At 39.0% G+C, this 26999-nt stretch carries 20 protein-coding genes; 10 read left to right on the forward strand and 10 right to left on the reverse strand.

Annotated features, from left to right (window positions below):
• Positions 1-104 precede the first annotated feature (104 nt).
• From JG479_RS19585 to JG479_RS19595, 3 genes are all read left to right on the forward strand, one after another.
• Positions 105-1133, forward strand: coding sequence for an NADP-dependent oxidoreductase (locus tag JG479_RS19585; protein WP_039488777.1), 1029 nt, complete (start codon positions 105-107; stop codon positions 1131-1133).
• A gap of 50 nt (positions 1134-1183) precedes the next feature.
• Positions 1184-1801 (forward strand): glutathione S-transferase family protein, encoded by a 618-nt coding sequence (locus tag JG479_RS19590; protein WP_024597791.1) that lies wholly within the window; start codon positions 1184-1186, stop codon positions 1799-1801.
• Positions 1802-2026: 225 nt separating this feature from the next.
• On the forward strand, positions 2027-3646 hold the full coding sequence (locus JG479_RS19595) for a methyl-accepting chemotaxis protein (RefSeq protein ID WP_200220496.1): 1620 nt from the start codon (positions 2027-2029) through the stop codon (positions 3644-3646).
• 71 nt (positions 3647-3717) lie between these two features.
• Here the strand turns inward: JG479_RS19595 and JG479_RS19600 are convergent, their stop codons facing one another.
• Together JG479_RS19600 and JG479_RS19605 are read right to left on the reverse strand one after the other, a co-directional pair.
• Positions 3718-4026 (reverse strand): YkgJ family cysteine cluster protein, encoded by a 309-nt coding sequence (locus JG479_RS19600; RefSeq protein WP_002962790.1) that lies wholly within the window; start codon positions 4024-4026, stop codon positions 3718-3720.
• A 45-nt stretch (positions 4027-4071) separates the two neighbouring features.
• Positions 4072-6000, reverse strand: a complete 1929-nt coding sequence (locus JG479_RS19605; RefSeq protein WP_200220497.1) for a RecQ family ATP-dependent DNA helicase — start codon at positions 5998-6000, stop codon at positions 4072-4074.
• 246 nt (positions 6001-6246) lie between these two features.
• Here JG479_RS19605 and JG479_RS19610 point away from each other — a divergent pair, with 246 nt between their 5' ends.
• The 5 genes from JG479_RS19610 to hepT all read left to right on the forward strand — a co-directional run bounded on the left by JG479_RS19610 (position 6247) and on the right by hepT (position 12877).
• On the forward strand, positions 6247-7551 hold the full coding sequence (locus JG479_RS19610; protein ID WP_002962796.1) for an NAD(P)/FAD-dependent oxidoreductase: 1305 nt from the start codon (positions 6247-6249) through the stop codon (positions 7549-7551).
• A 137-nt stretch (positions 7552-7688) separates the two neighbouring features.
• The gene (locus tag JG479_RS19615; protein ID WP_200220498.1) at positions 7689-9779 is read left to right on the forward strand and encodes a cupric reductase; all 2091 of its coding nucleotides are present in this window, start codon (positions 7689-7691) and stop codon (positions 9777-9779) included.
• A 117-nt stretch (positions 9780-9896) separates the two neighbouring features.
• A complete protein-coding gene (locus JG479_RS19620) occupies positions 9897-11396 on the forward strand; it encodes a phospholipase effector Tle1 domain-containing protein (protein ID WP_039488781.1) in 1500 nt (499 codons plus the stop codon).
• Positions 11397-12069: 673 nt separating this feature from the next.
• The gene (gene mntA, locus JG479_RS19625) at positions 12070-12459 is read left to right on the forward strand and encodes a type VII toxin-antitoxin system MntA family adenylyltransferase antitoxin (protein WP_002962075.1); all 390 of its coding nucleotides are present in this window, start codon (positions 12070-12072) and stop codon (positions 12457-12459) included.
• A complete protein-coding gene (hepT, locus tag JG479_RS19630; RefSeq protein WP_002962076.1) occupies positions 12452-12877 on the forward strand; it encodes a type VII toxin-antitoxin system HepT family RNase toxin in 426 nt (141 codons plus the stop codon). The genes mntA and hepT overlap by 8 nt, the downstream gene beginning before the upstream one ends.
• Positions 12878-13050: 173 nt before the next feature.
• On the opposite strand, the gene JG479_RS19635 is transcribed toward hepT, so the two are convergent.
• Together JG479_RS19635 and JG479_RS19640 are read right to left on the reverse strand one after the other, a co-directional pair.
• The gene (locus JG479_RS19635) at positions 13051-14145 is read right to left on the reverse strand and encodes a Fic family protein (RefSeq protein ID WP_200220499.1); all 1095 of its coding nucleotides are present in this window, start codon (positions 14143-14145) and stop codon (positions 13051-13053) included.
• 297 nt (positions 14146-14442) lie between these two features.
• Positions 14443-15318 carry a nuclease-related domain-containing protein gene (locus tag JG479_RS19640; RefSeq protein ID WP_197116849.1) on the reverse strand — a complete coding sequence of 292 codons (876 nt, stop codon included), beginning with the start codon at positions 15316-15318 and terminating at the stop codon, positions 14443-14445.
• Between the two features lie 501 nt (positions 15319-15819).
• Here JG479_RS19640 and JG479_RS19645 point away from each other — a divergent pair.
• Together JG479_RS19645 and JG479_RS19650 are read left to right on the forward strand one after the other, a co-directional pair.
• Entirely contained in the window at positions 15820-16518 is a 699-nt protein-coding gene (locus JG479_RS19645) for a hypothetical protein (RefSeq protein ID WP_200220500.1), read from the forward strand.
• Positions 16519-17201: 683 nt separating this feature from the next.
• Positions 17202-18740, forward strand: coding sequence for a DNA cytosine methyltransferase (locus JG479_RS19650; protein ID WP_200220501.1), 1539 nt, complete (start codon positions 17202-17204; stop codon positions 18738-18740).
• Here JG479_RS19650 and JG479_RS19655 read toward each other — a convergent pair.
• The 6 genes from JG479_RS19655 to JG479_RS19680 all read right to left on the reverse strand — a co-directional run bounded on the left by JG479_RS19655 (position 18724) and on the right by JG479_RS19680 (position 26993).
• Positions 18724-20094 carry a hypothetical protein gene (locus JG479_RS19655; protein ID WP_200220502.1) on the reverse strand — a complete coding sequence of 457 codons (1371 nt, stop codon included), beginning with the start codon at positions 20092-20094 and terminating at the stop codon, positions 18724-18726. The two genes, JG479_RS19650 and JG479_RS19655, sit on opposite strands and share 17 nt — an antisense overlap.
• A 1-nt stretch (position 20095) precedes the next feature.
• Positions 20096-22249 carry an ATP-binding protein gene (locus tag JG479_RS19660; RefSeq protein ID WP_149615035.1) on the reverse strand — a complete coding sequence of 718 codons (2154 nt, stop codon included), beginning with the start codon at positions 22247-22249 and terminating at the stop codon, positions 20096-20098.
• Positions 22250-22286: 37 nt separating this feature from the next.
• Positions 22287-22862 (reverse strand): GIY-YIG nuclease family protein, encoded by a 576-nt coding sequence (locus tag JG479_RS19665; protein WP_149615034.1) that lies wholly within the window; start codon positions 22860-22862, stop codon positions 22287-22289.
• Between the two features lie 29 nt (positions 22863-22891).
• On the reverse strand, positions 22892-24406 hold the full coding sequence (locus JG479_RS19670; RefSeq protein WP_200220503.1) for a hypothetical protein: 1515 nt from the start codon (positions 24404-24406) through the stop codon (positions 22892-22894).
• Positions 24407-25299: 893 nt separating this feature from the next.
• Positions 25300-26400: an HNH endonuclease gene (locus tag JG479_RS19675; RefSeq protein WP_200220504.1), complete on the reverse strand. Its 1101-nt coding sequence runs from the start codon at positions 26398-26400 to the stop codon at positions 25300-25302.
• Positions 26397-26993 carry a class I SAM-dependent methyltransferase gene (locus JG479_RS19680; protein WP_200220505.1) on the reverse strand — a complete coding sequence of 199 codons (597 nt, stop codon included), beginning with the start codon at positions 26991-26993 and terminating at the stop codon, positions 26397-26399. The genes JG479_RS19675 and JG479_RS19680 overlap by 4 nt, the downstream gene beginning before the upstream one ends.
• Positions 26994-26999 lie beyond the last annotated feature (6 nt).

The raw sequence follows: 26999 nt of genomic DNA on the forward strand, positions 1-26999 counted from the left end.
TACATATTCATACTGCTTAGCCGCGCATTATTGTTTAGCTGAACACGATTTTTAAAGCGTAAACATTCGGTAAGTAGTTTATTTATATTAATAGGAGATCTTTTATGTCTACGACTAGTCGCCAACTTACTCTTGAATCACGCCCTAATGGCGCTCCAACAGATGAAAACTTTAAATTAAAAACGGTAGAGCTTCCTGCATTAAAAGACGGCGAAGTTTTACTACGTACTATATACCTATCGCTAGACCCGTACATGCGTGGTCGTATGAGCGATGCTAAGTCGTACGCTGACCCAGTTAATATTGGTGATGTAATGGTTGGCGCAACAGTGTGCCAAGTAGAAGAGTCTAAAAACGATAAGTTTAACGAAGGCGAATGGGTACTTGCCTACACAGGTTGGCAAGACTACGCCATTACCGACGGCGAAGGCTTAATGCAGTTAGGTAAAGAGCCTGCAAACCCTTCATACGCATTAGGTATTATGGGTATGCCTGGCTTTACTGCTTACATGGGTTTACTTGATATTGGCCAACCTAAAGAAGGCGAAACCGTAGTTGTTGCAGCAGCAACAGGCCCAGTGGGCGCAACGGTTGGTCAAATAGCTAAAATTAAAGGCTGTAAAGTAGTGGGTGTTGCTGGTGGTAGCGAAAAATGTGCACATGCCGTTGAAAAACTAGGGTTTGATGCCTGTATTGATCACAAAGCTGATGACTTTGCAGAGCAGTTAGAAAAAGCCTGTGATAAAGGCATTGATGTTTACTACGAAAATGTGGGCGGTAAAGTATTCGACGCCGTATTACCATTACTAAATACCGCAGCGCGCGTACCATTGTGTGGTTTAGTATCGCAATATAACGCAACTAGCTTGCCAGAAGGCCCAGACCGTTTAGGTATGCTAATGGGTCAATTGCTTACTAAGCGTATTAAAATGCAAGGCTTTATCATTTTTGATGATTACGGCGACCGTTACGACGAGTTTGCACAAGACATGCAAAAATGGCTAGAAGACGGAAAAATTCAATACCGTGAGCATATGGTAGAAGGCATCGAAAATACAGTAGGCGCGTTCAACGATATGATATGCGGTAAAAACTTTGGTAAAACTGTGGTTAAAATTAATAACCCACTTTAATTTTATACGGCTTGTAAGGCAAAGCCCTTACAAGCCACAAAAGGACTGACATGATTAAACTACACCATTTAAATAAATCCCGCTCTAAACGTATAATTTGGCTTTTAGAAGAGCTAGATGTTGACTACGAAATTGTGGCTTATCAGCGTAATAAAGACACCTTCCTAGCACCTGACGAACTAAAGCATATTCATCAACTTGGCAAGTCACCGGTAATTGAAGATGGCGGTTTAATTATTGCTGAATCAGGCGCTATTACCGACTACCTTATTACTAAATACGGCAACGGTAAATTTGCTCCAAAAGTAGATACCGCTGAATATGTTGACTACCAGCAATGGCTGCACTTTGCAGAAAGCTCAGCAATTTTACCGCTTTTACTTAAAATGTTTGTACTAAAAGACGGCGCTAAAACACAGTTTTTAGAAGGCTATGCCGACGCTGAAACAGCCAAAGTAATTAGCTACTTTAACGACCGCCTTGAAGGTAAACGTTATTTAGTGGGCGATACCCTAACGGGCGCTGACTTTATGATGTCGTTTATTGTTGAAATAGTTAAAAACTCAGGTCAATTAGCGCACTTTAAAAACCTTGTTAAATACGACGAGCAATTACAAAGCCATGAGAAGTTTCATACAGCTAATGAGCTAGAAGCAAAGTACGACTAAACCTTTATATAATATTTTTATATAACAATAAGGAGCATTTTGCTCCTTTTTTAATACCTGTAAAATATGCCCCGCCAAAGTTACGCTTGTAAACTAAATTAACAATCACCTACCTTATTGCTAATAAAACTTTAATTAATAAGGCATAATGCTGCTATTGTTTAAGTATTTTCACTAATAATACAAGCTGCTCTTGCGCGTATTGACTCACACTTGGGATCAACCATGACCATAAACATGCGTTTAACGACCGGCTTTGGCGTAATTTTATCAATGATGATTATTTTAACCATTATTGGAATTTCGCGCGTTAGCCTTATTAATAATAATATTACCCACATGACCGACGTAAATTCGGTAAAGCAACGTTACGCAATTAACTTCAGAGGCAGCGTACACGACAGAGCAATAGCTGTGCGCGACGTAGTGCTAATTACCGAGCAAAGCAGTTTAAGTACTGTGTTAAATAACATACGAGAGCTAAACGCATTTTACCAAACGTCAAGCCGCGCTATGGCTAAGCTAATGGGTGATATGAATAGTGAAGAGCGCGCTTTAATTAATAAAATAAATCAAATAGAGCAGCGCACTCAGCCTTTCATTCAAGGTGTAATAAACGCTAAAAATGCAGGAAACCTAAACGAAGCTAAACGCATTTTATTAACCGATGCGCGCCCTGCGTTTACCCAGTGGCTAAATGTTATAAACCAATTTATAAACCTGCAAGAGCAAGCAAATCAAACCACTACTATTAATACTCTCGATATTGCCAGTTCATTTGAAATTTGGATGATTTCGCTCACCGCGCTTGCAATTTTAATAGGTGCAAGCGTTGCGTATGTTATTAGCCAACTGATCAGAAAGTCAGTAGGTGGCGAACCACAAGAAGCCGCCGAAGTAATTGCCCTTATTGCCCAAGGCGATTTAAGAGGTGATGTGCAGTCGTGCTGCCCAAATAGCATGATGGCTTCTGTAGGGGTGATGCAATCTAAACTAAAAACCATTGTAGATAGCATTATTAACTCATCTGAAGAGCTTTCTACGCACTCTGCAAGCGTAGCGTCTGGCTCGCAGCAAGCACTTAGTGCCGCTGACGCACAAGTAACCTATACAAACTCGGCAGTAAGCAGCCTAGAAGAAATGAGCCGCAGTATAAATGCAGTTGCAGGCTCTGTTAAACAAACAGAAGATAACTCAAAAATAACTGCGCAATTATCGCAGCAAGGTAGTATTGCAGTGCAAAAAGTAGCGGCCGAAATTGAGCAAATTTCTGTAACCGTAAAAGCCACAGTTACCCAAGTAAATGTTTTGCAAGAACATGTAAAACACATTGGCGATATTTTAAGTGTGATCCGCAGCATTTCTGATCAAACAAACTTGCTTGCACTAAATGCGGCAATAGAAGCTGCAAGAGCAGGCGAAACTGGCCGAGGTTTTGCTGTTGTAGCTGACGAGGTAAGACAGCTTGCCCAGCGTACTGGTGATGCAACAGGCGATATTGAAAAGATGATTTTGCAAGTACAAGAAAACACGCAAGCGTCGGTAACAGCTATGGAAACCACAGTACCGCAAGTAGAAAATGGCCTAACGCTTACTCACGAAGCAAACGAGTTACTGCATCAAATACAGCAACAAGCTAACGACTCATTAAGTAACGTGCTTGAAATTGTTGAATCAACATCAAACCAAGTAGCCACCGTGGCGCAAATTAGTACCGGCGTTGAAGAGATTGCCAGTATGTCTAAAGAAACCAGCATGTCGCTTAACAGTAACGCACAAGAAGCTGTTGCATTAGCTGACCTTTCAAACACGCTTAAAAAGTATATTAGCTACTTTAAAGTTTAATTTTTATAGTAAGTAATAAACAAAGGGGCTTTTAAGCCCCTTTGTTGTTTATGTACTTTAATAATAGCGGACTATATACCCGCTAAATCGCGCTCAGTAATACACTCGTCTGAGGCCATTTCAAACTCGCGGCAAACTAATGGGCGGTTTTCGTAAATGGAGCACATAAGCGTATTGCGGTCGAGTGCTTGGCACCAACCGTCGTCAGCGCGTTTCATTACTTCGCTGCCCCATTTATCGTATTCAATGTAGTTAAAAGGCACGCCGGTGTCGGTTACTATGCGCACTTCTAATTGGCAACAACAGGCTTGGCAGTTAGCACACGTAACAGGCTCTGGGGTAGTAGAAATATTTTCAACAGGAATAACAATATGAGGCATAGTGGCTTACTTTTTTGAATAAGCCACTAGGATACAGTAACTAATTTAACGCGCTAGTAGTTTTGCTTTTATATCGCTGTAACGCATTTGCTCGCACAGCGCAAAACCACTCAGTTGGCGCACTTTATTACGCGCAAATAACGGCACACTCATCCCCGCTAAAAAGCGGCATTGGGTTTCAATACCCACATTATGATTACCCTTGTCTGCCATATGCGCTAAAAACTCATCCACTTTTTGATAAATAAGTTGCTCGTCAATATAAGCAGGCTCTATAGAGTATTCAAGCTTAACCGCATGGCCTCTACACACACTACAATGCCCACATTGCTGTGGTGCATTTTGATCGTCAAAATAGCGCGCTAAGTTATAGCTTAAACAACTTTGTAGCTCAAAAAAGCGTACCAGTGCAGCAATACGTTTAATTTCGGCTTGTTCTTTATCACTAAAGTAGTCGTGTAGTTGCTGGGCAAGTTCTGGGTTATTTATAACCTCGCTATGCACTTTGTATACTTGGGTAATACGTTTGGTTTCGAGCGTTATTAGGTTTTTTTCGGCTAGGTAATCAAGGGCTGCCACTACGCGTTTTCGATCAACCTGCGCGGCTTGCGTAAGGGAGTCAAAATTTAGCGTGCCCCATATTTTTTTAAAATCGGTATGGCTAAATATTTGTGTTAAAAATGCTTGGCGTTGCTCGTCAAACTGACTTAGTAGCTCGTTTTTATCAACCAAAAATTTGTACTTAAAATCAGCGTAGTAGGCATATTGCGGCGTTATAGCGCCTTGCATTTCAAGCTGTACAAGTAAGGTTTTAAGTGCCAGTTGGCGAATATTACTTTCGCTTGAAAGACTGTATTCTTGCATTTCCCATTGCTGGTGGCTTTGGCGAATATCGTTAATTACGTATTCAATACCGCTAAGCTCAGGGGTGTCGCCATATACAAAGTTTTCAACCGTATTTAGTCCATCCAAATTGGCAAGGGTGTAGCAGTTTGATGGATTGCCATCGCGCCCTGCTCGGCCAATTTCTTGGCTATAGTTTTCAATCGATTTTGGTAAATCGTAATGTATAACAAAACGAATATCTGACTTATCAACACCCATACCAAAGGCTATGGTTGCCACCACTACGTTAATTTTACCCGCCATAAAGTCATCTTGAATTTGCCAGCGTAGCGTATCTTCAAGCCCCGCATGATACGCCACCGCGTGCACACCTTGTGCACTTAGCACATTAGCAACTTGCTCGGCGCTTTGCTGTAGCGTTACATACACAATACCAGGGCCACTTTGCGCGCGCACAATGTTGGTAAGCTCGGTGTTTTTATCGGCGGTTTTAACGCTCAACACACTTAAATCTAAATTAGCGCGGTAAAAGCCCGTTTGCACAATACACTCAGGCGATATAGCAAATCGCTCTGCCATATCGCGTTTAACTTTTTTAGTCGCCGTTGCCGTAAGCAGCAATACTAAAGGAATATTAAGCTCTTCGCGGTAACGTGGCAGTTTAAGGTAGTCGGGTCTAAAGTTATGGCCCCATTCAGATATACAGTGCGCTTCGTCTACCACTAACATCGAAAGCTTAACCTGGCTTATAAACTCTCTAAAACGCTCGTTTTTAAAGCGCTCAACCGACACCATTAATACTTTAATTTTACCATTTCGCACATCATTCATTACGGTGCTGCTTTGCATTTGATCTTGGCTAGAATCAAGGCTTGCCGCGTAAATACCTTTGCTATTTAAAAAGCTAATTTGATCTTTCATCAATGCAAGCAAAGGCGAAACCACTAACGTTAAATTTGGTAAATGCAATGCAGTTAATTGATAGCACAACGATTTACCAGAGCCGGTCGGAAATATAGCCAACGACGATTGACCATTTAAAAGCTGCTCTATAGTTTGTTGTTGCCCTGTTCTAAATTGACTAAAACCAAAGTGCTGCTCAAGTGATTGAATTAGTGGCGTGGTCATAAATGTCCTTTTCGGTGTATTTAACAGCAATTTAACTGCACAGCTAAACTATAAGAAAGTGAGTATAACTTATATGCCTTTATTCAGCATTTTTTGCTGACATCACCTTTATTTAAGCGCAAAATAGAGCACTATAAAATGAGTAGTAACTGCTTGTTGCCAAAATAATTTATTGATACCCAAGTCATCTTAAAAAACTAATAAAAATACAGATCACTTGGGTATATTATTTTTGAGGGCAACGTTATGAATATTACTACACCTAAAATCGTCGTTATTGGCGGTGGTGCTGGCGGATTAGAACTCGCAACGCAATTAGGTCATAAATTAGGAAAGAAAAAACAAGCTGAAATTCTACTAATAGACAAAAACCGTACCCACATATGGAAGCCGTTACTGCACGAAGTAGCGACAGGCTCTATTGACCCCGATTTAGATGGCGTTGTGTATTCAGCCCATGCTGCAAAACACCACTATAACTTTCAACTTGGTACTTTTTGCAATATAGATCAAAGCAATAAAACAGTTACCCTTGCACCACTTTTAGACGAGCTAGGCCACACAATTTTACCCGAGCGCACCGTGCGCTACGACCACCTAGTAATTGCCATTGGCAGCGTAAGTAACGACTTTAATACCCCAGGTATAAAAGATCACTGCTACTTTTTAGACTCAAACCAACAAGCAGAGCGCTTTCAGCATTCATTACTAGATAGCTTTACACGCCTTCATCAAGACGATAACCAACAGCAATCACTTAATATTGCCATTGTAGGCGGCGGTGCTACCGGTGTTGAGCTCTCAGCTGAGCTTTACCATGTGTCTGAACTATTAAAGCTTTATGGCTTAACAAATATGTCGTCTAAGCGTTTGCATATTCATTTAATAGAAGCCGGACCACGTATTTTACCAGCATTACCAGAGCGTATTGCCGTAAGTGCTAAACGTGAGCTATTAAAACTTGGCGTAAACGTGCGCGAGCAAACACAAGTAAAAGAAGGCACCGCACAAGGCTTTATCACCAAAGACGAAGAACACATTGATGCCGATATTATGGTGTGGGCAGCAGGCGTAAAAGCACCTGATTTTATTAAAGACTTAGGTATTTTTGAGCTGACGCGTAGCAACCAAATTCAAGTAAACGAGTTTTTACAAAGCACCGTAGACGAAAGCATTTTTGTATTAGGCGATTGCTGCGCATTTACCCAAGCCGACGGCAAGCAAGTACCACCACGCGCACAATCGGCGCATCAAATGGCGCAGTGCGTCGAAAAAAATCTAATCGCAACGCTAAAGCAGCAACCACTGCGCGGCTTTAAATACAGCGACCATGGCTCACTTGTTAACTTATCAAGCTACAGCACTGTAGGTAATTTAATGGGCAACCTAACCAGCAATACCTTTTTTATTGAAGGTAAAATTGCCCGCTTTATGTATATATCTTTATACCGTATGCACCAACGCGCCATACACGGTAGCGCAAAAACCTTTGCATTATGGATAAGCGAAAAAGTGCTGCGTGTAGTGCGCCCTAAAATGAAGTTGCACTAATAAATTAAGTACGCTCACAAAACCACAAAAAAGCTTTAAGAGTTAATAAGTATTATCTCTTAAAGCTTTTTTGCACTTTGCGTACCTAAAGTAGTACGATGTGAGAATATTTTAATAACATCAAAGGATTGGCGGTTATGAAAAAGCTACTTCTCGGACTTATAATTATAGCGGCTTTGGCAGTATATCTATTTAAAAACCAGCCTAACACAGCCGCTGTAGAGCAGCCCAACGTGGCTGCACCAAATGCCACTGAGCCTAACTTAGTTAATAAAAAGCAGCCTGCAGAAGGCACCCCGCTACGAATAGTCACAGATCTAAAAAAAGATATTCGCCTTTGCAGAGATCAATCACAGCAACAACATATAAAAATAAATAATTTAAACCAATCGCTTGTTTCATTTTTTGTGAGTGAGCTTAAAAAAGGGACGTCGGTCCCTACGATTTTAAAGTATGCAAACCTATCAGAAATCAATAAGCGTCAATACATTGCCTTTTTAAGAGATGCCATAGTGGCTGAGCAAAAACAGCAGCTTAATATTACTAGCTCTTTAAACGAATTAGCTAATTGGCAAGGCATTGAGGCAATTAAAGGCTTTACCAATGATAAAGTAAAAGAAATGATTCAACAGCTTGGAGATAATAAGCATAGCCCTCCAGGACTTACTCTGAGTGTACCCCTTGATGAAAATGTACAAAAAGAAACCCTTTATGCTTTATTAAACAACACAGATACATTTACCACTTATTCTAAAACGTTTATTAAACTTGAAGGCAGTGAGGTTATTTCTCCGGCTACATTGTTTGTGCTTAATGCAAATAAATTTACGCCAAAAGAGTTTGAGCAGGCAATTTCATCTAATCAATTTACAGTAAATGAAGTAGCTACTGCGATTAAAAACAACATTCCTAATGAGTATATTTTTGCGCTTATGAAGCAGGTACCGGCACTGGATGCTATGCCGCTGTACGAAGAAAATTCTGTTTTATATAACATGGCTGATATTGCCGTAAGCCAGTTTAATTTACCGCTTGTAAAAGCACTGCAGCAACTAGGCGTAACACCAACCAATCAGCCAGGCTTATTTACGGGTTTAGACGTTGCAATAGTAAGCCTGCCTAAAAGTGGTAACTTAACGCTAGCCCCCTTAGATGCAAAGCATACTCAAATGTTAAACTACCTTACAGAGCAGGGCTATAAAGCTCATAGCCGCAATGCTAGTGACGCTCTAAATAGCAAAGGAGTTTCTTTTGTAAGTGATTTTATTTACCAGCAAGGCGCCTATATTAATGGCCAGGAAAACCCTGAGCAATATGCTTACTTTAACCCTATTGGTAAAATAGACAACGCCACATTGCCCCAAGTGAGTGAGCCCGATAATTCTGATGTTGCACGTTTTTTAGTAGATTTGAAGCAACAAAAGGAAGATCTAGATAATAAAAGACAAAACTGTGAACTATTACAGCAGCAGCTAAGCGCTACTGAACAATTACACTCTACTATGCGAGCATATAATACGGTGCTAGAGGTAAAAAAAGAGCAAGGTAATAACTTCGAATATGTTTTACAAGAACAAGACCCCGTATTAGTTAATTACTGGTGGAGTATACTAAGCAATCAGCTTTCAAACGATAGAAGTCATAACGCGTTCAGCCAATATTTGTCTAAAAAAGATTACCAAAAAGCTTATGAGTACAGCCTTAGTACACCATTAACTCAAACAGAAACCGATACACTTTTTTCATTCCTACTATTAGAGCCTCATGACTTTATAGCGATCTGGCAAAGCCGAGTTGAACCTAAGCCACCGAGTGATTTAGCAAGATTAAGTCGTTTTCCTCTTAGTCAATGGCAAAAGCTTAAACAAGCTGGTTTTGATTTTTCGATTACCGATACGTATGGGCGCGACGTTTATGTACAAGCTGCATCGTCTTCTGTCGAGGTAGTACAATTTCTAATTGACAATAAAATACCCGCTGATTCAGAAAAATTAGGCGTAGATATACTCGACTTAGCGCTTGAGCAAAGCTACACCAAAGGGGAGTTAAGCCCAATGATTCCTTTAGCCTTACAGCTTGTTGAAAAAATTGAACCGAATCACCTTTCTCGCGCAGCACGATTAAAAACGTTTTATCCTGAGGTTTACGAGCAATTAATTAAGTTAAACCCCGCATTAAAACCCGCAGAGGGCACGCAGCTAAATCACTATACTTTTAATAACCTATAACCCGCACTTTTAATACGCCAACAAATTAGTTGGCGTATTTGTTACTAACCAAAATATTGTCTTTAATATTTAACATTGTCTGTGTAGAGTATTTAAAACAACTAAGGAAATTGGGTTATGACGGGTAAAACGCTAATTTTTAACTTTGACGGCACAGGAAACGAGCCCCGTGATGCAGAGCAATTTAGCTCAGAGCATTTTAAAGAAGACTCTAATATTACCAACATTCTAAAATTGCATTTACTGCTTGGCGGTAAATTAGAAGACTCCCCCATTACTCCTTTTGCTAACCAACTCAGTTTTTATTATCAAGGTATTGGCACTAAAGGCAGCCGCCTTAAACGCATTTTAAACCAAACCCTTGCACCTCGTGGTGACGACGTAGCCAGTATTTTAAATCAAGCATTAAGCGACTTTAAAGCTCACTACCTAATAGGCGATACCATACTGCTAACGGGTTTTAGCCGAGGCGGTGCACTTGCTAGGCGTTTTGCCAAAATCCTAGAGCCTTTAATTGCTGATAATGTTTACGTATGTGTGTTTGATACCGTCGCCTCTATTGGCTTATCAAAAGTAAGTAAAGCCACACGTGGCGCAGAGCACGTTATTTTTGAAAACCACACCATTGCCAACAACATTACTCACGCGCTGCACTGCGTAGCCCTTGATGAAAAACGCCGTGCGTTTGAACCCACACTCATGAACCATCAAAGCAATATTACCGAGCTATGGTTTGCAGGAGCGCATTCAGACATTGGCGGCGGTTACTACCGCGATGGCCTAGCCGATATTTGCTTGCGCTACGCACTTGAGTGGTTAATAGAACAACCGCTTAATATATCGTTACTCACTAGCCACGATATAGATTACGAAACCCTACTCCCCGATAGCAACTTAGTAGCACAAGATGACGTAACCGTAACGCCCGATCCGCTCGCATTAAGCCATCAACAAAATTACTTTTGGTTTAACCCATTTTTTAAATTAGTAGATAGGCAGTGCTATGTATTAATTGATGACGAAGCCAGCAACCTTGAGCCTTTAGTGCACTTCAGCGTAGCCGAACGCATTAATAAGCTAACCAGTTACCGCCCAGAATCGCTAAAAAAACTGCATTACAAAATTAGCTACAACGACAACACCACACTTAGCTTTATTGGTTTAAGCCAACATATAGAACTGGCTAATCAAAACATGAATGTGCTGAGCATTAACCAAAGCCAAGATGTAATGGTATTTGCCTCTGAGCAATACAACGCAACCGGCCTTATGCTAGAGCAAGGCGCTACGTATCGCTTTACCCCATACCCAAATCAATACTGGTTTGACGATGGCATAAAGTGCACGCCATTAGGCTGGAACCGCGATAACGTACAACTTGGCGTAAAAGAAATCCCCATGGCTGTGCTTGAACCATTTAGACGATTCCCTCGCGCACAATGGTTTTCACTCATTGGTGCTATAAATAAAAACGACGACCACCTTTTTGAAATAGCCAACGGCGCCGATATTAAAATGGATAAATCTGGCGAGTTTTGCCCATTTGCAAACGACTTAAGCCGCTTTTATGGCGCTAATGCCGGAAAAATAAAAGTGAAAGTAACGCGGTTGGAATAAGAGGAAACCGAAGCTTTTAAATTGTAGGCTGGAATTTACATCGCGCTTTGGCTTTATAAAAACACCATGCGAGGTATAAAACCTCACCTACAATAATTCAAACACCACAATCAACAAACCCGTAGGTGCGATTTTACATCGCGCTTAGCTCTTTAGTAACGGCTCATAACTCCCAATCAACGCTACAAAGCCCGCCTAAACACCTGTAGGCGCTCAGCTTGCTCGCGCGAAAAGCGAAGCTTTTAAATTGTAGGTGCGATTTTACATCGCGCTTTCGCTTTATAAAAACCCCCGCGAGGTATAAAACCTCACCTACAACAACTCAAACACCACACTCAACAAACCCGTAGGTGCGATTTTACATCGCGCTTTGGCTTTATAAAAACACCCGCGAGGTATAAAACCTCACCTACAACAATTAAACCACTGCACGGAACAAACCCGTAGGTGCGATTTTACATCGCGCTTTGGCATTATAAAAAACACCATGCGAGGTATAAAACCTCACCTACAATAATTCAAACACCACAAAGCCCGCCTAAACACCTGTAGACGCACAGCTTGCTCGCGCGAAAAGCGAAGCTTTTAAATTAAATAAAACAAATATCAGTTTTAATGTTCACTATAAAACTGATAGGTTATTATTACTGTTTTTATCAATGGTTACTTTTTCGTGGCAAATGAAGTTATACAAAAAATAATTGAGTATTTACATCAAAACACCGACATTGATGTAGTTTGGCTATATGGCTCCCATGCAAAAGGGACAGCTCAGCCTCATAGTGACATTGACTTAGCCATAGCATTTAAAAACTTTGATCTGGAATCGTTCGATAAGCGCCTTAGGCCAAAAGAGCTTGAGCTTGAAATAAGTAATGCACTTAATCTTAACGAACAACTTATTTCGATTGTTGATATAAATATTATTCCAAGTTATTTAGCTTTCAACGTTATTGAATATGGAAAAATAATTATAAGCAATAATAGTGTTAGAGCGATGAAAGAGCAGCAGCGTATATATAGCCAGTTCGAATTTGAAACCATAGCGAGTAAACATGACTGATACCGGAATTACACTTTATTTAAGTGAAGTAACACGCCATATTGACGAATATATGCAAGAACTCGACGAACTCAGTCAAATCGATTCACTTAATAGTAGAGACTACCGAGCTGCAGAGCGATTACTACAGTTAATGACCGAGGTGTGTATTGGTTTATCAAAGCATTGGCTAAAGCAGCACAAAAGTAGTACCAGTAGCAACGCCTATCAAACATTTAGCGAACTTACTAATTTAGGCTTTTTGAGCGAGGCAGAACTACTGTCATGGCGTAAAATTATAGGCTTACGAAATGCTCTTGTTCACGATTACTTAAATATTGACCAAAGTATCGTTAAAACAATCATTAAAAAGCAACACTACACAACTATGCACGCATTTAGTATTAAAGCGATTACAGAGCTAAACAAAGATTCATAGATAAAACCTCACCTACAATAATTAAACCACTGCACTGAACAAACCCGTAGGTGCGATTTTACATCGCGCTTTGCTCTTATAAAAACACCCGCGAGGTATAAAACCTCACCTACAACAGTTCAAATACCTATTCGCCTCACTCAACGAGGCGAATAATATGTGTAATTGCCTCATTAGGCAATTTTGTAACGTGTACTACGCCCACCTGCGGCGGTTTTTGTTAAAAATCCAAGCGTTTGCAAGTCCGATAAATGGCGTGTTGCGGTTGCACGGCTAACCTTAGCTACCTTTTGATACTGACTCGCACTAATACCCTGTTCAAATTGGCCATCAAGTAACTTATTAAGCACTTTTACTTGCTGCTCACCTAGCTTTGTTTGATCTTTACTTGCCCAGTAATTGGTTTTAAAAATTGTTTGCTCAATATTATTAAGCGTATGGTGTATCGCATTATTAAGCGTACATAAAAACCATTTAACCCACTTTGTAATACAAAGATCTCCACGTTGAGTGGCTTCAAGCACCTCGTAGTAGCTTTTTCTGTCTTCTAAAATAGCCACCGACATAGCGTAAAACCGAATTGACTCAGCATGTTCTTGCGCTAATGCCAGGTCGGTTATAAGGCGTGTAATACGCCCATTACCATCCTCAAGTGGATGTATTGTTACAAACCATAAGTGTGCAATAGCTGCCCGAATAAAAGGGTCTATTTGAGGATCGTTTTGCGTTTTGTTAAACCAGTTAAAGAATAGCGAAAGCTCTTTATTTAATCGCTCTTTAGGAGGCGCCGTAAAATGTAATACCGGTTTATCTAAGCGCCCCGACACCACTTGCATTGGCTCGTCACCACGCAATTGCCCGCCCTCAATTTTAGTAAATAAGCTTTGCTCACCTGCAAACAATAAGCGATGCCAATTAAGCACTCGCTCTAAATTAAGCGGTGAGTCTGTGTTATTTATTGCATCAAGCATAATCTCTGCAAGATTATCGCTTTGCACAGTTGTTGGGTAAGGTTGCTCATTAATATTGAGCTTTTTAGCAAGAGAAGAGCGAACCGAAAATGCATTAAGCTTTTCACCCTCAATCGCACTGGAGTGAATAATATTTGCAAGTAAGGTATCAAGGGCCTGCTGCTTTTGTTGAGCACTTTGCGCGCCCATACGCCCTACTAATAAACCTTGATTATATGAAAGCTCCCTTAGTAAAGGAGCAAGCGCTGCAGCATCCCACGTAAAGTTTGGCCAGTTTTGCTGTTGCCATATCCACATAGTCTTTAGTCCTAAAGGTAATTAGCTCCAGTCTATGTTATTTATTTGCCTCATGCAATGAGGCGAATAGCATGGTTAATTGCCTCATTACTTTTAAGCGCTACATTGAACAGTAATTCACTTTCCTGTGGTAAAAACAATCCATTTTTAAGCGAGGTATAAAACCTCACCTACAATAATTTAAACACCACTCTCAACAAAACCGTAGGTGCGATTTCATATCGCGCTTTGGCTTTTAAATAAGGCCAAGCTAAACACCTGTAGGCGCCCAGCTTGCTCGCGCGAAAAGCGAAGCTTTTAAATTGCCTTACTATCGTTTAAGGCTCGCTGCACCACTTGATAGCAAATAGCACGCTGCTGCTCTTGATTTAAGCTAACTTGTCGCATTGAAAGGATCGTTTTAACTATTTGTTTATGAGAAACGATTGGAAAGATTGGTCTCTGCTTTAGTTCCACAAACCAACCAGGAAAGCATAAAACAGGTAAAACCGGAGTATTAAAACCGGTTGATTCATAAAGCCATTTATTCACCCAATTAGCTTGATTTTGAGCTTGCTCTAATGGCTTGCTTTCAAACCAAGAAGGAAATGCTAAATGATTATTCTCAAATTTAACTTTGTAATTTGTATCGTCTTTTATTCGTTTATGTCTGCCTTTGGTTTCAATAGCAAATATCCCATTTGGCCCAACAACTAAATGGTCAATATTAAAACCATCTGCTTGTATATCATGAAATACCTGATAACCGTGTGACTGTAATTCTATAAGCTCTGAAGCAACTGCTAATTCTGCATCACGTCCTAGTTTTAGCTTTATTAATTGATTGGCTGCTACCCAGAGCTTTCGAACAATATAAAATAAACATATCGTCGTTGGAATAATAAATATGTAATTAGGTTTACCCCTTGCGACCATTTCAGAAATGCCTTTTATAGCAAATGGCATTGTAATGATTAAAACGGCGAAGAAGAAAAATCCCATAATACTGATTATTTTTTCATTCACTTGCTCATTGAGTGTTTGCGCCGCAACCCGTTTTAATTTATTCCGGTCTATTGGCAACTTGGCATTTTTTTGGTGAGACCATACCCTATAAAATAAAACGCCAATTAACACATAAACACTACCGATAACAAATAAAAGGCTTAAACCTTGGTTTAATAAATCATCCATGATGAGTTCCTATAATCATAATGTTTACTTTATACCTTAAAAACAGGTACATGTCGCATTATTCAAACTCACGCTACAAAGCTCACCCAAACACCTGTAGGCGCTCAGCTTGCTCGCGCGAAAAGCGTAGCTTTTAAAATAATTTACTTATATCGCGTTGGCGATGGCAACCAAAGAGAAGTAACCGCCGACTTCTCTTTGGAATCACACGGCGCCCCTCAATTTCACTTATCTTTAAACACTAAATTAATATGAACGTAAACGCGATGAACGCACATCCATGTGCAAGCATCGCTTTCCTCGAACCCACGCGAGGTAATTACTCATTAATTATGTGTTTGCAGGTGAAGTCGAAAATATCGTAGCATCGTCATTTGATTGCTCTCTCGGCTAACACTTAACTCACACGTTTGTACTTAATTACTAGTAACTTACTGATTAACACTTGTTATTGTACCCATTTTCATTAAGCTAGCTACTACAAACTAGGGAGTTGTATACATGCAAAAAGTATTTAATGAATTAGAAGATGTTTTAAAATCGCAAAATCACCTGAAGAGCAACTTCTTCGGTAGTTTAAATATTAAGAGCTGGAAATCTTTTTTAGCTAAATTTTTAGTCCTCTACTTTATAATATTTGCAGTATTCCCCTCTGTTTCAAGTATTGATTATTCTGTCATTTCAGAAAATATTTACCCTTATACTGCAATGATATTTTTCATCACCCCTGTAATTTATCTTTTTATAACACTTATGATGAATACTTTTATCGCCTTAAAAAACCCCAGCCATGACTTCTTTAAACCAATAATGAACGATATAAGCTTGCATGCAAGCCTTGTAAATAAATTTTCAACATTTCAGAGCTATGAACTATCTCAATCAATTAGAAGACTTAATTACGATATTGAAAGAACGAAAGGAAGAATAGGTTTTTTAGTTGGTGCAATAGAAAAGCTAGGGATTATTCCCTATTGCATAACCTTATATTTCGCATTTAGTAATTTTTTTGATAAAAATGAGGGGAGTACAATTTATATATATGCACTTGCCTTTTTATTCGGTTTATATGGCGGTGTTATAGTCATATTAAAAACAATAGATAAATTAGAATTTTTTAAAGTAATTTTAATTGATGCTAATGAGATTGCTGAACAGAGAGCATCACTAGAAGTAGAGGCAGATAACAAAAAAGCTTAACCTTTTCATCTAACTTTCAAGCTTTATTCGATTATTTCCTAATTGTTGGCGGCAACCAAGGGGCGGATACCGCCGACCGCCCCTTGGAACCCCACGGTGCCCCTCAATTTCACTTATCTTTAAACACTAAATTAAAATGAACGTAAACGCGATGAAAGCACATCCATGTGCAAGCATCGCTTTCCTCGAATCCATGCGAGGTAATTACTCATTAATTATGTGTTTGCAGGTGAAGTTGAAGGGGGAGTTATCTTAGCAGCGGCCTTAAAATTTGCTGTAGGCGCCCAGCTTGCTCGCGCGAAAAGCGAAGCTTTTAAAATAATTTACAAATATCGCATTGGCGATGGCAACCAAAGAGAAGTAACCGCCGACTTCTCTTTGGAATCTCTCGGCGCCCCGAGGATCACACTAATTCCTCAATTTAAATTAATGATATGAACGTAACCAGCTTAGATAGGCCATCCTTGGCCAAGCTACGCTTTTAACAGCATCCATGCTGTTAATTACTCATCATTAATTTAATTTCGGGTGTGATCACGGGGAGAATACCTTGGCTAATGCCTTTAAATTTAGATTAGTGCTGCTAATTTGTTCTATTAGTAGTAGTGCTACTATTTAAAACTTTAAGACCATGTATAAGCCTGGTATCATCCTATGTCATTAAATTATTTAGTAGTAAAGTTATGGAAAACGGTGAAATTCTTGTTATAGATTTATTCGCAGGCCCGGGTGGTCTTGGCGAAGGGATTTCAGCAGCCCAAACCTCAGATGGTAAATCGCCTTTTCAAATAGGTATTTCTGTTGAAAAAGATTTCCATGCCCATAAAACTCTTACTACTCGTGCTTTCTTTCGCTCACTCAAAACAAAGTCTCAGCCATTAGATAATTACTATAATTATCTGCATGGAGAAATTACACGTGATGAGTTGTTTGAACTTCACCCCGATATTGCAACAAAAGCCAATCAAGAAACTCTCAATAGCGCTAAAGAGCTTGGCAAAGATAATAAGCTTATTCACAAGCGTATTAAAGAGCTTGTAAAAGAGCATAAAGGGCCAAAAGTACTAATTGGTGGACCTCCATGCCAAGCTTATTCACTTGCAGGACGTTCTAGAAATGCTGGTAATAAAAGTTACGTTGCAGAAGAAGATACTCGCCATTTTTTATATAAAGAATACTTAGAAGTAATCTGTCTAGCGAAGCCTGATATTTTTGTGATGGAAAATGTAAGAGGAATACTTACGGCAAAAGTAAATGGCCAAGTAATGTTTCCACAAATAGTAGAAGATTTGCGCAGCCCTGGCTCAGTAACAAAACATAAAAAGATTCCAAAATATAAAATCTATTCATTAGTCGTTGATGCCGAAAACCCGGAAAACCCACAATACAAAGACTCTGCTGATTTCCTAATTCGTTGTGAGCAATACGGGATACCTCAAGCTAGGCATCGTGTGATTTTACTTGGTGTACGTGAGGATATTAAAGCAACCCCGGAAACACTAAAACTATGCGAACACCAAGTTACTGTAGAACAGGCTATTGGTGATTTACCTAATTTACGCAGTGGTTTTTCTAAGCAAAAGGATAATGCAAAAGATTGGGAAACAGCTGTTACTGAAAATGCTGCTAAATTAAAGCGAATTCTGAAAAAACAATTTGACTCAGAATCTACCAAATCTTTAAGCCTTAAGCCAAAAACCGGTTTGTCTAGAATAGAGACTGAATTAAGCGATAAACCTCGAACTATGCCAGAGCCACTAAAAGCTTGGTATATAGACCCTAACTTAAACGTAGTACTAAACCATGAAACCAGAGGACACATGGTCGATGATTTACTACGCTACGCATACTGTGCCGCTTATGCACAGATAGAGGGTTCATCGCCTAAATCACGTCACTTCCCTAAAGAATTAGCTCCAGCCCATGCAAATTGGGATACAGGAACACACGCTGACCGTTTTAGAGTGCAAGTTGCCAATAAATATGCGACTACCGTTACGAGTCATATTTCAAAGGATGGTCACTACTTCGTACATTACGATCCGCAACAATGTAGAAGTTTAAGTGTGCGCGAAGCGGCACGTTTACAAACTTTTCCCGACAACTATATTTTTGAGGGAACTAGAACAAATCAGTATGTGCAGGTAGGAAATGCTGTGCCACCGTATTTAGCACAGCAGATTGGCAAGGTTTTAATTAATTTAATTAATCGAAACGAATGATTCCGGGCCGAGTTGCATGCTGAGAGGCTTTAAAACTAATATCAGATAAAATTTGATTTTTTAGTCTGAATACTGGCTTTCCAAGCCACTTACTCACATCTGGTATACTCCCTACTTGATAGAGAAAGCTAACTTTGATGATATATTCTTTTCCATTAATCATAACATTGGGAACCCTGTATATCCCTGCATGTTTCGTATCACTGGCATCCTTTCTAAATTTAGTGAACTTTTCGAATTCCAAAGGAATCATTGCTGATAAAAAATATTTATTAAGCTTTGTTTTCCGTTGAGCTTGATCACATTCAGCTGATAACTCAAGAAATCCCAACTTAGTGGCTTCGTGTGCATCAGCTCTCGTAAGCTTTGTTCCTTGGTCACTATCCAAGAACTCTTCATTTATTAGTGTTTTAATATTTCTCCCTAAGTTTTGCTGAATCTTTGCATTATTTTTTGTGTCGCCAAAATAATCATGATTAAGCTCGATCCAACTACCTCTTTTATTTTTTGGGGAATCATCTCCCAATTCTTCGACATGATAAAAAGAGTTCAAAGAAGCTTTCACACTTTTTTCAGCACTAAGTCTTGCTCCAATTCCTTCAGCAGCATCTAGCCAGGTAGCACGATCAATATTTTCATAATTAGCTTGTATATGATCGTAAAGAACAGGTTCGAGCCCTAATTCAATCGCTACTTCGGGCTCCTCTTTTGCATTCTTAACACCAATAGTTTCGTTCCCAATAACTGCTAACATTTTTTGGAGATTTGTAGTTGTTTCAGATTGGAATTGAGTAATACCATTAATTTCTGCTGGTTTTGCTAACTTAAAGAGTGAATCAACAGTATTTTGAGCTGCAACTGAAACTCTATTTTCCCAACTGAATAATGCATTAAACATAGGGTTTTCTGAGAATAATTTGGCTACTTTATCCGTTAGTTCTTGTGTTTTAAACTTAAATTCAGTTTTATCAAGAACCCCCCAAGATAGCGGAAAATTAAGGTCTGAATACCGATCAGATATCAACTCCATTACTCTTTCTACAGTACTTGCATTCTTAGACCAAAAGTAAAGTAAATACGGCCCTTCAGTAACCAGCTTTTTAAGAACTTCAACGATTGGGCCTACAAGTTTTACTGCGTCAACTTGTAATTCTTGTAAATTTAAATCTGTAATAATAACGCGAGGGTTGATCATTTCTATTTTCACATGATCAATCCCCGATATATTATCAGGTTCATCTTTCTTATAGTGGATTGGAAAGCATGGATATCCAGCTTGAACTAGACTACTTTGAATTTCATCTAGATCCTCTTTAGTGTCATCAATTAAAACTATGCTTGGCAAACAGATCATTCTACTTTCCTTGGTTAAAAATCATTACTACTGCAGCTCCCTGAAATGATTCCGGTAGCTCTAAATCCTCGGGCTCACATATTTGAAGCCTTCCCCCAATACTTTCCATCACTTTATCTGAATAATAAAGACCGACTCCCATCCCTCCGGGTCGAGAAGTTTTAAAAGGTTGAATCGCTTCTTCAGGCGTAAGACTAAAGCCTGGTCCATTATCCATAACAACAATCGCAGGCCCTTCTTTGAACCAATTAGGTAAACTATCAATTCTTATTGCTGGAATGTAGTTTTTACCTTCTTTTTCTGACTTTAAACTAGTCCAATGAATAGCATTATCGATAAGGTTTGTAAGGGTGGCCTGTAATAGTCCAAATGGCGCTGTTACTTCAAATGAATCAGACTCCTCGCTATTTATAGGGCAAGAAACTGTCACTTTATGATGCTCAAAACGATGAGTATTTAAGTTTATAATTTTTTGAGTTAAAGCTTTAATGTTAAATGTTTTTTGCTCGTTCCTTCTCAATAAAGGAGCAAAGCCTTCTAATAATTCAGCTAAATGTTCAGCACGTTTTAATAGCGTAGCGTGATCATCAGACTGGCGTATCGAGGTGTTAAGATCATCGACTCCACGCTCAACCTCATGGAAAATTACTGCTAGGTTTATTCCAGCAATACCTGAGCTGAGTGTTACTTCGCGCATTTGTAGATAATCAGATTCAATTTGCCTGACTTTACTACCAATTTCATCTTCAAGATTATGTTTTTTTAGAGTATTTTTAATATCAGTGATACTTTCAGCAAATCTAGTCGTAGCAGGTGAAGCATCTTTCATGTTACCTTTTAAATAGAGATCAAGTGCTTCGCGGTCTTTCCTATGTTTTAATTGGAAGTCTTCTACTATGCTTGCAATTATCCATCTAAAGCGTTTGTATGTGTCATTTTCATCAAACCCTTCTCTATTAGTTTTCTCTTTCAAACCTTCACTTAACTCTAAATCCAAGTCAACACCACCGATGACCATACCCGTATCAATTTTCTGACCAGGCATATTTATCCTTCCAGCATTAAGCCCAAGCCAATCATCTTTGCCTTCCCCATAATTGAATACTCTGATGCCGTCTCTATAAACACGAACTCCAGACTGTTCTTTCAAATAATCTTTAATCAATTGAGGCGAGCCAACAGCAGCCAAAATAGCAGGAGTTTTCATAAAAATATAAAAAGTTCCAGATATTGGACCTATTTTTTGTATATCTTCAGGATTTAATAGTAATGACTCACGAATCTCCTTATCTCTAGCTAATTCTTCTTCTTTAGTAGGTGCTACAAGCTCCAATCGAGAATCATCATCATTTTTGCTTGAGGAAGCTAGCTCTTTAAATGTTTGGGGAGGGTTGAACTTGTAGCTTGAAGAAAAATTTCCTGACTCATCGATAGTAAAATCGTATGTCCAAAGTGCTTTATCTAGTATATCTTTGGCTTCTAGCAGATCCGCTATGTCTTTTTCTCTTCCTGGGACCGACAAATTTACATTAAAATCAGATACAGTTTTAAACGGTGAAATTAGGCTTGTTAGAAGGCGTTTTAATCTTCTTAAATCACCGCGCGTCCAATGAATATTATTTAACTCACCAATTTCGATACGAGTACCAGTCTCTGTTACAAAATATTCGGGTTCATCCAGCGGAGTAATAGTGACTCTTGTATCTTCAATATATTCAGCCTTACTTATTAAACTAGGCCAATCTATTTGAATCTTATACTCAACTGAGTTTTTGGAGCGAGTGTTAATCGTCAACTTTTTTCCAAGCTTATGAACAGCAAGGCGACCGACACCTTTTTCACCGAGAGGAAGACGATTTAATTCTGGAGTTCTAACTTTATTATCGTTTCTTTTGCTATTAGTGCCTACTTCCATCCATTTATTTAAAATATCTTCCTTTGTCATACCGAAACCTTTGTGGTCCCAGATTACAATGTTCGGTGATTTCACTTCTAAATTAAGCGTAACATCAACACTTAAAGCATTAGCATCATAAGAATTTTTTACAAGCTCAAATACAGCTAATCTATCATCCCCAATTAGCTCATCACCGAGCAGTTTTAACAAGTGAGCATTAGCTCTGAATGGTTGTATAATAGGCTCATTCGTGTCCATATTAAATTACTCCTAGTTATTTGAGTTATATTTTATCTCAAACTTTCTTATATTTTCTTTTATTACCTAATCTATAACTTTCCAGTGTACCTTCTTTTATTAGAAGCCCTAGAACACTATACGTTAGATAATCTTGCTGCTTGCCTTCATTATCTGACTGAAGGCCTAAATAATGTGCGCAATCTGAGTTTGTTATTCCATTGGGGTTCTCTTCTGATAACAAAGAAATAGAATCTTTGAGTAACTTTAAACCTAGTTGAGCTTTTTCTAATGCACCGCTTGGCACCGTAATTTCATTATCTACCTTTCGCCTAATCGACTTTGGTATAACACTGTTGTACAAAGTACCACCTGTATCAACAGTGCCAAAGCTTGAAATTAATTCGAGCTCAATTTGAAAAGCCTGTTCTTCAGTCAGCTGCTCTACAATTTTAGCTACTACCGGAGAATAGCCCGAATCTAAAATTTCTTGAATAAACTTCCCTTTTCTAGTTTCGTCTATTTTCTTAAGATGATCTGTCGCTCGACTGCCTGTACCTTTTCCAATATAAAAAACCTTTGCAGGCTTTGTTCTTGGATCTTTTAGCGAATATACATAATAAGTATTCGACATACAGCTTCCATGTAGTTAAGTTATTCTTGTTAAACTTTAAAATAGCGCTCTCTCAAATGAGGCCGCCTAGCTATAAAACGCTCAATTTTCACGCTATCCCAAGTATCTATTTCAAGATCACGGGTGTTTTTTATTCCATCAAGCCTGTCGTAAAGTGTTGAATCTATAACACGATTACACATTACACCATATCCTTTGGGGCCAAATTGATCTATCACATCAGATACTGACCCTATATTCGAAGTATTAAGCGAACTTTTCGACTTTATAAGCTTACATTGAAATATAAACTTTTTAGGCTCATGGTTAGGTAACTTTTTTGAGTAGACTTCAATATCCCTTCCTCCATCTCGAGAACGAGACTTCCCCATTTTTCTAATTGTTGTATTATCATACTTAGAATTTTGGTAAATAATGTCACAACATAACTGTTCAAAAAGCTCATCATCAAGCAAATCCCAATTTAACTGTATCTCAGGACTTGAAAGTACCCCATCTTCAAAAGAGGCCCCTATCGTTAACATCGCATCGAGAAACGATTGGGATTTTAAATGAGTTGGCTTATTTATATTAAAGAGTACTAAACTTGCTTCTTTAGTTTTAAATATTACAAATTCCTCAAACTCTGATACGTAAAGCTCAAATTCAGCATTTTCTTGCCAAAAGTTTGATAGCTCTATGTCATCTGAGTGTTCACTTTTTGAAAAAAATGAACCATTAAAGCTATCTAGATGATGGTAAGTGTAATCATCTTTATTAGGATAAAGTTCATGAATACATGCAATACCCTGTATAACTTCCCCCATAGCTATTTGAATTGCACCATTTTCAGAAATAACCATCCCTTGAGAATTAATCACTAAAAGGTTAGCCGGGATAATGGAAACACCATGATTCAAAGAATTTCCATTAAATAATTCAGATAGTTCAATATTATTGGAAGCTATCCAACAACTTTGAGAATAAAGAACTTTATCCTTTTTATTTAAATAAGATGCTCCGATCCAATAGCCGTATTTTTGTTCAGGGTTTGAGATTGAAAATTCAGAAAAAAATTCCAAACCAGATTCATTATTAGCGCCGTTTATTACATTAGCAAAGTAAAGATCGATAACCTCTGGAAAATATAACTGGATGTCACCTAGTGTAGCTTCAAATTCGTTCCTGTTTCCATAATAGAAAAGTTTCTCATCTTCATCTATATATTCGTTATCACTTAAAATACACAAAAACTCGATAATATATGGATGCAACTTTTCACTACAAAAATTCCTCAGGATAATATTGTAGTAAAAGCTTGCCCTCCCACTATTAGATGATTCAGTGTAGTAATTTTTGGCCCCAAAGCTTTTTGCAAAGGTTTCTAATACGTACGATGCATCTAAATAGGAATAAGCAACATCCATCATTGTGTAACAAAGCGGAATTGGTATCCTTAATAGGAGCTCTTTATTATTTGTAATTAGATTTAATATTTCATCTGGATGCATTTCCGTAAGTTCAGAATCATCAAAATTTATTTCTAGCATTTTTTTTCTATTCATAACTTGCACCAGTTCATAAACTCCCGCCTACATTCATAAACCCCAATCTACCAACACACACCAATTCCCCGTGATCACGCCTGAAACTTAGTTAATGATGAGTAATTTACAGCATGGATGCTGTACAAAGCGTAGCTTGGCCATGGATGGCCTATCTACGCTGGTTACGTTCACATCATTCACGTAAGTTGAAGATAAAGTGTGATCCTCGGGTGCGCCGTGGGATTCCAAAGGGCGGTCGGCGGCAGCCGCCCTTTGGTTGCCATCGCCAACGCGATATAACCTCGAATAGAGGTTTTTAAACCTTTAAACCCACATCAAAACACCAATTTATGAGCGCGATATAAAATCGCACCTACACATTAATTACATCGAAGTTTAAAAGCTTCGCTTTTCGCGCGAGCAAGCTCTGCGCCTACAACCCAAAAGCGCGAGATAAACTCCCGCCTGCACTTATAAACACCAATCTACCAACACACGCCAACTCCCCGTGATCACACCTGAAACTTAGTTAATGATGAGTAATTTACAGCATGGATGCTGTACAAAGCATAGCTTGGCCACGGATGGCCTATCTACGCTGGTTACGTTCACATCATTAACGTAAGTTGAAGATACAGTGTGATCCTCGGGTGCGCCGTAGGATTCCAAAGGGCGGTCGGCGGCAGCCGCCCTTTGGTTGCCATCGCCAACGCGATATAACCTCGAATAGAGGTTTTTAAATCCCTTAAATCCCACGCAAAAAAACAATTTATGAGCCCGATGTAAAATCGCACCTACATATTAATTACGCCGAAATTTAAAAGCTTCGCTTTTCGCGCGAGCAAGCTCTGCGCCTACAAGTTAAAGCACGAGATAAACTCCCGCCTACAGCACGAACTACAAATTCTGCCTTACACGTCATACCTTGGCTTTTCTTCCGCTACTAAATCCAGCCCAGCACTTGGTTGCTGATATTTAAAACCAGCTGCTTTTTCAAAACTGCCTTTAGCTACCCATAACTTTGCACTGTTGGCCTGTGCAACCTGATACGCCCAATCACTAACCGAAAGTGACTTATCTGAATCGCAATTGAAGTAATCACTAAGTTCACTTGTTAAATGCTGGCTATTAATCACCAAATTTTGTTCTTGCCAGCGTTCGCGGTGAAGTTGCGCAGCTAAAAAGTCACTTTTACTGTTATTACAGGTGCTATGTGCTGCCACAAAGTTATGACCTAAATCATTTGCGTAGCGGGCAAACGGTATAAAGTGATCGACCTCGGTTTTACTGTTCAATGGTTTTTGGCAATAAAAACAATTGCCATGCTGCAGCTCTATTAACACAGGCTTGGCTTTACTCAATGCATTGCGATCAAAGCCGAATAAAAAATCATGGAGTTGGCTTTGTGGGCCAATTAAGGCTTGGTTATGCTTAATACTTTGAATTTTTTGCAGCCATGCGTTTTTTGCTAAATAAACAACTAGGTCGTAAAAACGCCTAAAGCAGCCTGCAATACCTTCATTTAAGGTAATGTATGATTGGCCTTTAATATGGGGATATAAGAAACACTCTTCTTTGCCATTTAATTTTTGTAATAGCCACAGCGGGCCGTCTTTAATGGTTTTTAGTGTTGAACTGCGTATATTTTTCCAACCGTGGCTCTTTTTTAGCTGGCTAATAGAATTAATATTATTTAATTTTGCATCATGAAGCGTAGTTATAATCTTGGCTTGTTTATTAGAGTTGGTATTTTGTAAAAGTAGTTGCTCTCTATTATTACCAATTGCGCCAAATGGCGATGCTTGGTGCCAATATAAAGTAATGAATTTATCGACTAATTCATCAAATTTTATTTGTAACTGTGCTTGCGGATCGGCGTGATGTTTTTCGATACTAATATCAGCCAGTGCATGTAAAAGCGCAAACTTATAAGTAGCGCTAAAATCACCTTCAACTAATAAGCGCTGAATATAAGCAATAAAGTCGAGCTGTTGCTGCATTGCTCCAATCATAAAACGTGCACTACTTTAATAAGCGCATTTAGCCACACTTCACTTTCGCGCTCTGGGCGCTGATCAACACTTTGCCATTGTTTAATAGCTTTTAACTGCGTATGGCTAAGTAAATGCGTTAGAGCATTTTCGTTTAAATCGGTAAATTCACGACCATTATGCACACGCTCTGTATCGCCATATTTGAACGACACATACAAAACGCCATTCGGTTTAAGCGCATTTTGTAGGTTTAAAAACACCTGCGGTAACTCAGCTTTTGGAACGTGTAATAAACTAGCGCAGCACCAAATCCCGTCGTATTGATTTACACAATTTAGCTCTTGGAATGTTTTAACCGCTACAGGTTGTTGTAAGTAACTGCTTGCCAACTCTGCCAGCTCTGGGCTTGCATCAAACGCACTTACAGTAAAACCCTGCGCTTTGAAAAATGCGGCATCGCGCGCACTGCCACAACCGGCATCTAAAATACTCCCGTGTTGTGCAACGTGCGGTAAAAACTCAGCATAAAGCGCCGACATATCAACGTTAAGTGTTGAGTCGCTAAAGGCTTTGGCATTTTGGTTGTAATAAGTAAGTGTGGTGTTTGACACGAGACT

It is taken from the genome of Pseudoalteromonas sp. LC2018020214, assembly GCF_016598755.1.
GTDB classification, from domain to species: domain Bacteria; phylum Pseudomonadota; class Gammaproteobacteria; order Enterobacterales; family Alteromonadaceae; genus Pseudoalteromonas; species Pseudoalteromonas distincta.